Here is an 11,632-nt window from a genome sequence, read left to right as displayed (position 1 = left end):
TACCTATAGCGATATATGTCGTCTATTGTTAACGACGTTCCAAAAATAAAAAGGCTAAATAACAAATAGATGTTATTTAGCCTTTTTTGAATGGTATTAAATTAAATGTTATTGACGATATTCTTGACTAATTGTGGGCCGTGATAAATAAATCCAGAATAAACTTGTACTAAACTCGCACCGGCGGCAATTTTTTCTTTTGCGGCTATAACACCATCAATTCCACCGACACCAATTATTGGAATTTCCCCTTTTAAATGAGAGGCGAATTTAGCAATGACTTGTGTACTTTTACTTTGCAATGGACGACCACTTAATCCCCCCGCTTCAGCTGCATGAGACATACCTTTGATCATTTCTCGATCTAAAGTGGTATTCGTTGCAATTAATCCATCAATTTTGTATTTCAATAACGAAGAGGCTATTGACTCAATTTCCTCATCACTCAAATCAGGAGCCACTTTTAAAGCAATCGGTACATATTTATTATATTTAACTTCTAATTCGGCTTGTCTGGTTTTTAATGCATCAAGCAGTTCATTTAACGCTTCGCCATACTGTAAAGAGCGTAACCCTGGTGTATTTGGAGAAGAGATATTGACGGCAATATAACCGGCATGTTGATAAACTTTATCCATACAAAGTAAATAATCGTCTTTACCTTTTTCCACTGGCGTAGTGAAGTTTTTACCAATATTAATCCCTATAACACCTTTAAAATTGCTCTCTTTGACATTTGCAATCAAATTATCTACGCCAAGGTTGTTAAAACCCATACGATTAATGATGCCTTCAGACTCTAATACTCTGAATATACGCGGCGATTCATTTCCCGGCTGCGCAACGGGAGTGACTGTACCTATTTCTATATGGCCAAACCCCATCGCAGCAAATGCATCAATACATTCACCATTTTTATCCAAACCAGCGGCAAGACCGACGGAATTAGGAAAGGTTAACCCCATCACTTGTACAGGACGACTTTGAACCTTTTGACGATAAAAAAGATCTAATATAGTGCCATGTGTTAATTTGAGCTGTTTTATGGATAAATCATGAGCTTTTTCAGGATTTAACATGAATAAAAAACTACGCAGAATACGATAAAACATAACAAAACCTTTTTAAAATTGAGAGATTATAGTGTGATCCATATTGTACCGTTTATATGAGGTAAACATGAACAATAAAAAGAAAATAATAAAAAAAATTATTCAATTCTTATCTGAGGGTAAGCATAAAGGCGAGCTCGCCACCCATTAAGCCAACGAAATTCATCGCGCGGCGCATTTTTTACTCGCCGTGTTAATACTTCATCAGCAGAGAAAGAAAATGCACGTATAGCATCATCATATTGACGCGGCATATTTAAAAGCACTTGTTTTAATCCCCATCCTTGACCTTGATAACGTTCATTATTAGCAACTCCTTCACCTTTAAAATTAACGTAATCAAGTAATACAAAGGTGCCTTTCACGCTATTGGTCAATGAAGATAGATTATGTAACAGCACAGTTTTATCAGCAGGATTGCAGGTCGCAATGATCGATGGTATTGCCTTTTCTAAACGTCTAATAATAAATTTAGCTTGTAAATCAACCTGCTCACTTAAAAACAGACGTAACGAGGCAAGCTTTTCACCTTCAAACTCCTCATAAAATTGCGTTCGTGATTGCCAAGGAGCCAATTTAGTCTGTTCAAGCCAGGATGGAATTTTTACACCAGACTCACGGAAAAAAATAAGTAATTCAGGGAACTGTTCTTTAAAGGGACCTTTTTCTTTAGTTGGATACCAGATAAAGTGTCCTAAGCCGAGAGAAGGAAAATCTTCAGCTTGATTCCATGAAGTTAAGTGCTGTAATTTTTGTTGTCCCTCATTTTGCCAAATAAGTTGCCCTAATTGACTTATTTGAGTTGCTGATAAATTAATTTTATAAGGTTGGCTTTGTAATGAAAAACTCGCACAAACAAAACAGAAAATTGTCAATACACGGAACATAAAACACCTAAATTAGAAGATATATACCCATGATACTTCAAGAAGCAAAGACAGCAAGAAAAAGGACCGATATACTAGGTATAAAATTGAAGTATATATATGCTACATAGCTATTTCATGACAAGGCAGATGAATACTATTTTTCTTGCCCTATGGACACAAATTCGAAAATAAGCACTACGTTGCTGTACTATAAAAATAATTATTTTATGTTAGGTCTTGCTCAGAAATATGGGCTGGCGCCTGACAAAACACCTCGAGATAACAAGGGTATAAACATTTATTAAACAACAAAATGAAAACTCATACTATCAATAATACGTTCTCTTTTTTCTTGTACCGCCACTTGTTGATAAGCTTCTAATGCACCACGCTGCTTAGAGTTTGGTTGATCATAACCAAGAGTTTTATTAATTGACTCTTTCTGCTTTTCCGAGAGGACCATAGAAAAATTTTTCGACGATGCTTTTGGAGTTACAGGTGCAATATCGGTACTGCTAGTAACAGACGATTTTTTAGCAATCGTACTTTTACCAACGGATATTGGACTGAGATGTAAACTGGTATTATTTTGTATTGCCATTAATAATCCACACTTTAACTAAAAAAATTATTCTCTACCAGGTAGCTTTTTCCATGTAACTTTGTCACGAATATATACGGGTGTCGCTAATTCTGGCAACTGCGTTACACCCTTTTCAATGCAATATAATACCTGATCCAACATATATTTGGCGCTCGGAAATTCAATATCAAGGCGCACCGCATTGGCAAAATATGATACCAATTCAGGGTAAGCAGCCCACGCAATCCTACCAGTGCCGCATTTTTGGATATTAGCGGCTGTTGTGCCAATAAATCAGCAGGTTTTATTACCACTTCTTCATTAACCAATGTCATTAACTGCCCTTGTAACTGATAATGTGCGAAATAAATTTCCCCCATACGCGCATCAATAGCCGCATAGACATCACATGCTTGCTCTGTTTTATAGGCTTGTTGTGCCATCGCCTGCAAAGTCGAAACACCCACCATGTTTTTTTCAATGCCATAGGCTAAACCTTGAGCAATACTTATGCCAATTCTAACACCAGTAAAACTACCAGGGCCACGGCCATAGGCAACGATATCAATATCAGCGAGTGCTAACTTTGCTTGTTGCAAAACTTGTTCAACAGTCGGTAATATTTTATTCGTATGCTCACGGGGGGCCAACATAAATTGGTCATTAATGACAGTGTCGAAGCCGGTAGCACTAAGTACCGCCACCGAACAAGCTTCTGTTGATGTATCAACACATAAAATATTTAATGCTCTGGACATAGTTACTTTATCTCTTATCTATCATGCCTGTATAACATTTATCAGCAACAGGTTTAAGACTTTATTTTCTAATCAATTGTTTCTAAAAAAGCAATCGCATTATCAAGGGATCGCGTACGTGGCATGCACGGTAAACTATTAAGAAATAAATTTCCATATTTACGTGTCACTAAACGGTTATCACAAACAATTATAACGCCTCGGTCTTGCTCTGCACGAATTAAGCGACCAATTCCTTGTTTGAAGGTAATCACTGCTTGCGGTAATTGTACATCTGAAAACGGATCTTTTCCCTTCAATTGTGCGTCTTCAATTCTTGCTTTAAGTAAAGGTTCATCGGGAGAGGTAAAAGGAATTTTATCAATAATAACACAGGATAAAACCTGCCCACGCACATCGACTCCTTCCCAAAAACTCCCCGTTGCAACTAACAACGCATTACCATGACTAATAAATTCATCGAGCAATGCCTGTTTACTCTTTTCACCTTGTATAAGTACGGGCATGGTGAGAGTTTGCCTAAAGCCATTTGCCAATTGGTTCATCATCGCATGGCTTGTACATAAAAAGAAGCACCGCCCTTTACTAGCACGAATAACTGGTGCTAATTGTTCAATTAGTTTTTCGGCTAAGCCTGGGATCTGGCTCAGGCAATAACCTAGGTACTACAAATAAACTTTGTTTGGCATAATCAAACGGGCTACTTAATTGTAAACATTGGCTATTTTGTAAACCAAGCAGTTCTGTAAAATGGTCAAACAGCCCTTTTACTGATAACGTTGCTGAAGTAAAAATCCATGCTGCCTGCTTCTTTTGGCACTCGGATTGAAATCTATCCGCCACACTAAGTGGGGTAATATTTAAGGAAAAGTGCAATTTGGAGCAATCAAACCAATAACTAAAACCAGTTTCATTGACACTATTTAATTTTTTAAGCAACAATGTGAATTGGTTTAGACGATCGAAGCTGTGATCTAACACTTCGCTTTTACCTAACAAATCACCTATCACCTCTTTCAGAAAATCCATCACCTGTAATAATCGCTGCATATGCAATTGCATGATGCGCTCACGTGATTTATCTCGCCAACTGCCGCTACCTTTATCTAAGGCGAAGGCCAAACGAAAATCGAGTGTGCAGATTCGCAATTGTTCAGCCGCTTTAGCCATCTGTTTTGCTTCTTTAAGTTCACTGCGATAAACGAAATCAATCTCTTTGGCCAGATCGATTAATTGCCGGTGAGATAAAGATTCACCGAAATACAAACTCGCAATGTCAGGCAGTTGATGTGCTTCGTCAAAAATATAGACGCCAGCTTCAGGCATTAATTCACCAAAACCGGTCTCCTTAACGGCTAAATCGGCAAAAAACAGATGATGATTAATAACAATCAAATCAGAGTGCATTGCTTTTTTACGCGCTTTGACGATAAAACAGTCATCAAAGCTCGGGCACTGACGACCTAAACAATTATCATTGTTACTCGTGATAGCAGGAATGATTGCGGCATCTTCGGCTAAATCATTAATTTCAGCAATATCACCAACACGGGTTGCCAGTGACCAATTCTTAACTTTCACTAGCTCCGTATGCATATGCTGATCTTTATGTTTAGTTTCCAGCATAAAGCGATTTAAACGTTCGTTACAGAGATAGTTACTGCGCCCCTTTAATAAAGCGACAGAGCCAGTAAACCGGGTCGTTTCGATTAGAATTGGTAAATCTTTAATAAAAAGTTGTTCTTGTAACGCTTTACTCCCTGTTGAAACAATAATTTTTGGTGATTTATCCTTATCAAAAGAGAGAAGAGTGGGAGCAAGATATGCAAAAGTTTTCCCCGTTCCAGTTTCAGCTTCAACCACTAAATTGCTGCTATTTTTAATCGCTATGGCAACAGCCTCAGCCATTTCTAGCTGTGCATCACGGGCAATAAAATGGGGCAATTTTTGGCTTAAAGGACCCGTAGGAGCAAAAAAAGATGAGATCAAAGCAAAATACTCAATTGTGAAGGTATAGATAAACAGCTATTCTACTTTATTTACGGTTAATAGATAAGAGTCAAATTAACGATGTATGTATTCACTGGACGTTTAGCGACTGAATTTAAAACCATTGAAGCAATGGTCAAAATATATTGTCATGGGCACCATAGACAACAAGGAGAGAGCTCCCTTTGTCTTAACTGCAGTGAGTTTATAAACTATGCGAATGAAAAGCTAAATCGTTGTCCCTACGGGCAAAACAAACCCTCATGCAACAAATGCCCTATCCACTGTTATAAAAACAAACAACGCATACAGGCAAAAGAGATAATGCAGTATGCAGGGCCAAGAATGTTACTTAAACATCCAATTTTAGCAGGCAAACATATTTTTTCATTGCAAACTGTACCTACGGATATTCCACATAAAACATCCAATCGACATCAACGCAACAATAAAAAATAGATATAAAAAAACGCTGTTTTTTATTTAAAAAAACAGCGTTAATACTAGTTTCAAATATTTTTACGCTTCTTTAGTAATCCAAGCCATCTATAAACAACACCAGCTAACATAGCACCAGCTATTGGCGCAAGCCAAAAGAGCCATAATTGCGATAATGCCCAATCACCTTGTAAAATAGCAACACCAGTACTTCTTGCTGGGTTGACCGAAGTATTAGTTACAGGAATACTAATCAGATGAATTAAAGTAAGTCCTAAACCAATCGCAATAGGTGCAAATCCCTGCGGAGCACGTTTATCGGTAGCCCCTAAAATAATAATGAGAAACATAAAGGTCATGACAATTTCACAAACCAAGGCTGCAATTAAACTATATCCACCAGGAGAGTGTTCACCATATCCATTAGTTGCAAATCCAGCTGAAATATCAAAGCCAGCTTGCCCTGAAGCAATAACATATAAAACAGCTGCGCCTGTTAAACCGCCAGCAACTTGCACAACAATATAGGGTACAAGTTCACTGACAGGAAAACGACCACCTGACCAAAGACCTATTGATACAGCTGGATTTAGGTGGCAACCAGAAATATGCCCAATTGCGTATGCCATGGTTAGTACGGTTAAACCAAATGCAAATGATACCCCTAGCAGACCAATGCCTACATTAGGAAAGCCTGCAGCAATTACTGCACTCCCACAACCACCTAATACCAACCAAAATGTGCCAATAAACTCAGCAGATAATTTTTTTATTAGTGTCATTTTAATTCCTTTTAAAATAAATAATTTGCATTGATATCACTAACTCAGCAAAGTTAATGACGCTTAATTATGCACGATGAATCTATAAAAACAACTCAACATGACATTTTAATCACATTAAAATAGCTAAAAACAGACCAAGAAATAAATTTAAAGTAAATTTATCAGTCTATTTTTGACAAAAGCGCTGGATTAACAACCAAATTTCTTACACCATGAGCATGATCTTCATTAAAGACATTGCCTTTACACCATTCACCAACAGACTCTACATTAACCTTCGCAATACTAGGACGTACACTCCATGTAACTTGGAAGGGAGATGCCTGTTCATTGTATGTTGGCCCAGTAGTTGAACCTGCATATTGGATAGGAGTACCTGTATTACTAGGGATATTTAATGCTTGGTATAATCCATTATTCAAACCATAGCTAGTTAAATCAGTAAAATCTAATGCTTTGTTGTCATTTACCAAGACATAAACTTGTGTTTCTACTCGTAATTGAGGATTAACAATTGAATCACTTAAGCAAGAAGCTAAAGTAGGACCTGGAGACACTTGAGCAGTTGAATAGACATAATGCACTTCAATCGTATCACCTGGTGACAGATTGCCATGTTTGCTTGGGCATACCTCCTGATGAACTGGTTTTAACTCATCAGGCTCAAGCATTCCGGAATACATATAACCACTCTGATAACCATGTCCATCACCATTACCAGCATATTTTGTAAACTCTCCCCCTTTATGTTCTGCATTTTTATGAAAATGAATATTACATAGGTTCATATTTGAATAAGGAGGAGCAGAAGAAAAGAAACGCTGATTATTACCTAAAATAGAGTCTATATCACGGGGAGACTGAGGACCAAATCCTTTATCTTTCGTATTTATAGCCAACGTATCACGCTGCTTTGCAATAACTTGATCTGAAACTTGTTCGTGAATACTAGAATGGTTACTTTCAGCATTTGCTGTAATGGGAAGTAGTACAGTATTAAGCACAAGAAAGAGAACATTTTTTTTCATATTAAATTCCATATTATTGAATCAAAAAACTCAATGAATTATATAGCTCAATTTATTTTAAATATACAAAAACACAACAAAAAAGTTATCAACATAATTCAAATTCAAATATCTGGCTATGGTCTATTAGGCGACAATTAGGTTGACCGCTCGAGGCTCTTGCCTATCGACAAACAACCAGGGCACGCGGAGCTTAGCCCGCTCATAGACCTTGGCTAGCGCCAAATTCGCCGCCCTACTCTCACATGGGGAGACCCTTTTGCATTGAAGTCCCTTGAACGAGGTTCAAGGAAACAAGGAGCAACTAAGTACCATCAGCGCAGCTGCGTTTCACTTCTGAGTTAGGAATGGGAAGGAGAGCAAGGTCCGTTAGTTTGCTTGACGTTGATGGGCCACTTTTATCGTCTCTAAAAAGCAAAAAAGCCCTGATATTTCTATCAGGGCTTCTTCTAAATAGGCGTCTAGCAATGGAAAGTCGTCGCAGAGCACCGAAGCTCGTGACACATCGCTATCGCGATACTCGCCCTACTCTCAAGAGTAGTCATAAATCATCAGAATTAAACAAACCCAGTAAGAAAAGACCTACTGGGTTTGTTTAATTGGGCATGGAAAGGGCTCGCAGCGCTCACCCGCTCGTGACACATTGCTGTCGCGATACTCGCCCTACTCTCGAGCAGGTCATCGTCGTCAGTACCCTAAAAAGAAAAAATCCCTGCTGACATCGTCAACAGGGATTTTTCGTTTATTAGGCGCTTGGCGATGACCTACTCTCACATGGGGAGACCCCACACTACCATCGGCGCAGCTGCGTTTCACTTCTGAGTTCGGAATGGGATCAGGTGGGACCACAGCGCTATGTTCGCCAAGCTAAAAAGTTAATTAGAAAAGCTGTCTATTATTCTTTAATCTTGCAAGTTGTAAAATATATTGTCGCAAACGTACTTTTTCTTGGTTACATCAACACGTCTTAGGTGTTGTATGGTTAAGCCTCACGGGTAATTAGTACAAGTTAGCTCAATACGTTACCGCACTTACACACCTTGCCTATCAACGTTGTAGTCTCCAACGGCCCTTTAGGGGACTTAAAGTCCCAGTGAGAACTCATCTTGAGGCTCGCTTCCCGCTTAGATGCTTTCAGCGGTTATCGATTCCGAACGTAGCTACTGGGCAATGCCATTGGCATGACAACCCAAACACCAGCGGTTCGTCCACTCCGGTCCTCTCGTACTAGGAGCAGCTCCTCTCAATTCTCAAACGCCCACGGCAGATAGGGACCGAACTGTCTCACGACGTTCTAAACCCAGCTCGCGTACCACTTTAAATGGCGAACAGCCATACCCTTGGGACCGACTTCAGCCCCAGGATGTGATGAGCCGACATCGAGGTGCCAAACACCGCCGTCGATATGAACTCTTGGGCGGTATCAGCCTGTTATCCCCGGAGTACCTTTTATCCGTTGAGCGATGGCCCTTCCATTCAGAACCACCGGATCACTATGACCTACTTTCGTACCTGCTCGACGTGTCTGTCTCGCAGTTAAGCTGGCTTATACCATTGTACTAACCTCACGATGTCCGACCGTGATTAGCCAACCTTCGTACTCCTCCGTTACTCTTTGGGAGGAGACCGCCCCAGTCAAACTACCCACCAAACAATGTCCCAAACCCCGATTCAGGGGCCATGGTTAGAACTCAAAACATACAAGGGTGGTATTTCAAGGTTGGCTCCACGTCATCTGGCGACAACGCTTCATAGCCTCCCACCTATCCTACACATGTAGGCTCTAAGTTCACTGCTAAGCTGTAGTAAAGGTTCACGGGGTCTTTCCGTCTAGCCGCGGGTACACTGCATCTTCACAGCGATTTCAACTTCACTGAGTCTCGGGTGGAGACAGCATGGCCATCATTACGCCATTCGTGCAGGTCGGAACTTACCCGACAAGGAATTTCGCTACCTTAGGACCGTTATAGTTACGGCCGCCGTTTACCGGGGCTTCGATCAAGAGCTTCGACCTAAGTCTAACCCCATCAATTAACCTTCCGGCACCGGGCAGGCGTCACACCGTATACGTCATCTTGCGATTTAGCACAGTGCTGTGTTTTTAATAAACAGTTGCAGCCATCTGGTATCTTCGGCCGCCAATAGCTCCATCCGCAAGGGACTTCACCGTCAGCGGCGTACCTTCTCCCGAAGTTACGGTACCATTTTGCCTAGTTCCTTCACCCGAGTTCTCTCAAGCGCCTTGGTATTCTCTACCTGACCACCTGTGTCGGTTTGGGGTACGATCCTTATATTTCTGAAGCTTAGAGACTTTTCCTGGAAGCATGGCATCAATGACTTCATCACCTTAGTGACTCGACATCGTATCTCAGTGTTAAGAAAACCCGGATTTACCTAAGTCTTCCACCTACATACTTGAACCTGGACAACCATCGCCAGGCCCACCTAGCCTTCTCCGTCCTCCCATCGCAAAATATAAGGGTACGGGAATATTAACCCGTTTCCCATCGACTACGCCTTTCGGCCTCGCCTTAGGGGTCGACTCACCCTGCCCCGATTAACGTTGGACAGGAACCCTTGGTCTTCCGGCGGGGAGGTTTTTCACCCCCCTTATCGTTACTCATGTCAACATTCGCACTTCTGATACCTCCAGGATGCCTTACAGCTTTCCCTTCGACGGCTTACAGAACGCTCCTCTACCATGCCTATAAATAAGCATCCGCAGCTTCGGTGATATGTTTAGCCCCGTTAAATCTTCCGCGCAGGCCGACTCGACTAGTGAGCTATTACGCTTTCTTTAAAAGATGGCTGCTTCTAAGCCAACTTCCTAGCTGTCTAAGCCTTCCCACATCGTTTCCCACTTAACATATACTTTGGGACCTTAGCTGGCGGTCTGGGTTGTTTCCCTTTCCACGACGGACGTTAGCACCCGCCGTGTGTCTCCCGTGATTGCACTTGTTGGTATTCGGAGTTTGCATGGGGTTGGTAAGTCGGGATGACCCCCTAGCCCAAACAGTGCTCTACCCCCAACAGTGATACACGAGGCGCTACCTAAATAGCTTTCGAGGAGAACCAGCTATCTCTTGGTTTGATTGGCCTTTCACCCCCAGCCACAAGTCATCCCCTAATTTTTCAACATTAGTGGGTTCGGTCCTCCAGTTGATGTTACTCAACCTTCAACCTGCTCATGGCTAGATCACCAAGTTTCGGGTCTAATCCCAGCAACTATTCGCCCAGTTAAGACTCGGTTTCCCTACGGCTCCCCTATACGGTTAACCTTGCTACTGAAATTAAGTCGTTGACCCATTATACAAAAGGTACGCAGTCACCGAACTAAGTCGGCTCCTACTGCTTGTACGTACACGGTTTCAGGTTCTATTTCACTCCCCTCACAGGGGTTCTTTTCGCCTTTCCCTCACGGTACTGGTTCACTATCGGTCAATTAGGAGTATTTAGCCTTGGAGGATGGTCCCCCCATATTCAAACAGGATTTCTCGTGTCCCGTCTTACTCGTTTTCACTGTAAAGAAGTTGTCATATACGGGACTATCACCCTGTATCGTCGGACTTTCCAGACCATTCTACTAACTTCTAAACAGCTTAAGGGCTGTTCCAATTTCGCTCGCCGCTACTTTCGGAATCTCGGTTGATTTCTTTTCCTAAGGGTACTTAGATGTTTCAGTTCCCCTCGTTCGCTTCGTTAAGCTATGTATTCACTTAACGATGACACTAAGTGCCGGGTTGCCCCATTCGGAAATTCCAGGATATAACGCTTGTTATCAACTCCCCTGGACTTATCGCAGATTACCACGTCCTTCATCGCCTCTAATTGCCTAGGCATCCACCGTGCACGCTTATTCACTTAACCATACAACACCTAAGAAAGTGTCACGCAGTGACGCGTTTTAGGTATTGTTCCCAACAAGAGATTGACGTCTTTTTGTCAATGTCTGAGTGGGCAACACCATTTGGCATCACTACTTAATACTGATTTTTGTTTTGTATGTCGTTTCCAAGACGCTTGCGATTTCTCATATTTTACAATACAAAAAACAACATTCGTTTTTCGTG

The 11,632-nt window shown here is 41.1% G+C and carries 9 protein-coding genes and 2 rRNA genes; 1 reads left to right on the top strand and 10 read right to left on the bottom strand.

Annotation, left to right across the window (positions count from 1 at the left end; genetic code table 11):
• Nucleotides 1-101 precede the first annotated feature (101 nt).
• The 6 genes from pyrD to AB1A03_RS15840 all read right to left on the bottom strand — a co-directional run bounded on the left by pyrD (nucleotide 102) and on the right by AB1A03_RS15840 (nucleotide 5,311).
• The gene (gene pyrD, locus AB1A03_RS15865; protein WP_354625578.1) at nucleotides 102-1,112 is read right to left on the bottom strand and encodes a quinone-dependent dihydroorotate dehydrogenase; all 1,011 of its coding nucleotides are present in this window, start codon (nucleotides 1,110-1,112) and stop codon (nucleotides 102-104) included.
• 98 nt (nucleotides 1,113-1,210) lie between these two features.
• A complete protein-coding gene (locus tag AB1A03_RS15860; RefSeq protein WP_354625577.1) occupies nucleotides 1,211-1,999 on the bottom strand; it encodes a hypothetical protein in 789 nt (262 codons plus the stop codon).
• Between the two features lie 283 nt (nucleotides 2,000-2,282).
• On the bottom strand, nucleotides 2,283-2,582 hold the full coding sequence (locus tag AB1A03_RS15855; RefSeq protein ID WP_354625576.1) for a hypothetical protein: 300 nt from the start codon (nucleotides 2,580-2,582) through the stop codon (nucleotides 2,283-2,285).
• A 104-nt stretch (nucleotides 2,583-2,686) separates the two neighbouring features.
• The gene (gene tsaB, locus AB1A03_RS15850; RefSeq protein ID WP_354625575.1) at nucleotides 2,687-3,322 is read right to left on the bottom strand and encodes a tRNA (adenosine(37)-N6)-threonylcarbamoyltransferase complex dimerization subunit type 1 TsaB; all 636 of its coding nucleotides are present in this window, start codon (nucleotides 3,320-3,322) and stop codon (nucleotides 2,687-2,689) included.
• A 68-nt stretch (nucleotides 3,323-3,390) separates the two neighbouring features.
• On the bottom strand, nucleotides 3,391-3,870 hold the full coding sequence (locus AB1A03_RS15845; protein WP_354625574.1) for an ATP-dependent DNA helicase: 480 nt from the start codon (nucleotides 3,868-3,870) through the stop codon (nucleotides 3,391-3,393).
• A gap of 64 nt (nucleotides 3,871-3,934) precedes the next feature.
• Nucleotides 3,935-5,311: an ATP-dependent DNA helicase gene (locus tag AB1A03_RS15840; protein WP_354625573.1), complete on the bottom strand. Its 1,377-nt coding sequence runs from the start codon at nucleotides 5,309-5,311 to the stop codon at nucleotides 3,935-3,937.
• 81 nt (nucleotides 5,312-5,392) lie between these two features.
• On the opposite strand from AB1A03_RS15840, the gene AB1A03_RS15835 reads away from it, so the two are divergent.
• Nucleotides 5,393-5,770 (top strand): nitrous oxide-stimulated promoter family protein, encoded by a 378-nt coding sequence (locus AB1A03_RS15835; RefSeq protein ID WP_354625572.1) that lies wholly within the window; start codon nucleotides 5,393-5,395, stop codon nucleotides 5,768-5,770.
• 50 nt (nucleotides 5,771-5,820) lie between these two features.
• Here the strand turns inward: AB1A03_RS15835 and aqpZ are convergent, their stop codons facing one another.
• The 4 genes from aqpZ to AB1A03_RS15815 form a co-directional block, all read right to left on the bottom strand.
• Entirely contained in the window at nucleotides 5,821-6,531 is a 711-nt protein-coding gene (aqpZ, locus tag AB1A03_RS15830; protein ID WP_354625571.1) for an aquaporin Z, read from the bottom strand.
• A 164-nt stretch (nucleotides 6,532-6,695) separates the two neighbouring features.
• A complete protein-coding gene (locus AB1A03_RS15825) occupies nucleotides 6,696-7,562 on the bottom strand; it encodes a delta-class carbonic anhydrase (protein WP_354625570.1) in 867 nt (288 codons plus the stop codon).
• Nucleotides 7,563-8,313: 751 nt separating this feature from the next.
• Nucleotides 8,314-8,429, bottom strand: a 5S ribosomal RNA gene (gene rrf / locus AB1A03_RS15820).
• Between the two features lie 111 nt (nucleotides 8,430-8,540).
• Nucleotides 8,541-11,429, bottom strand: a 23S ribosomal RNA gene (locus tag AB1A03_RS15815).
• Nucleotides 11,430-11,632 lie beyond the last annotated feature (203 nt).

The organism is Psychromonas sp. MME2 (assembly GCF_040566515.1).
GTDB lineage: Bacteria > Pseudomonadota > Gammaproteobacteria > Enterobacterales > Psychromonadaceae > Psychromonas.
Note: the sequence above shows the minus strand (reverse complement) of the source record. Positions and strands in the feature narration are given on the sequence as shown.

What these genes read in the sequence shown, in the direction of transcription:
- pyrD (WP_354625578.1), bottom strand. Translation starts at nt 1,112, where the DNA reads ATGTTTTATCGTATTCTGCGTAGTTTTTTATTCATGTTAAATCCTGAA.
- AB1A03_RS15860 (WP_354625577.1), bottom strand. Translation starts at nt 1,999, where the DNA reads ATGTTCCGTGTATTGACAATTTTCTGTTTTGTTTGTGCGAGTTTTTCA.
- AB1A03_RS15855 (WP_354625576.1), bottom strand. Translation starts at nt 2,582, where the DNA reads ATGGCAATACAAAATAATACCAGTTTACATCTCAGTCCAATATCCGTT.
- tsaB (WP_354625575.1), bottom strand. Translation starts at nt 3,322, where the DNA reads ATGTCCAGAGCATTAAATATTTTATGTGTTGATACATCAACAGAAGCT.
- AB1A03_RS15845 (WP_354625574.1), bottom strand. Translation starts at nt 3,870, where the DNA reads ATGATGAACCAATTGGCAAATGGCTTTAGGCAAACTCTCACCATGCCC.
- AB1A03_RS15835 (WP_354625572.1), top strand. Translation starts at nt 5,393, where the DNA reads ATGTATGTATTCACTGGACGTTTAGCGACTGAATTTAAAACCATTGAA.
- aqpZ (WP_354625571.1), bottom strand. Translation starts at nt 6,531, where the DNA reads ATGACACTAATAAAAAAATTATCTGCTGAGTTTATTGGCACATTTTGG.
- AB1A03_RS15825 (WP_354625570.1), bottom strand. Translation starts at nt 7,562, where the DNA reads ATGAAAAAAAATGTTCTCTTTCTTGTGCTTAATACTGTACTACTTCCC.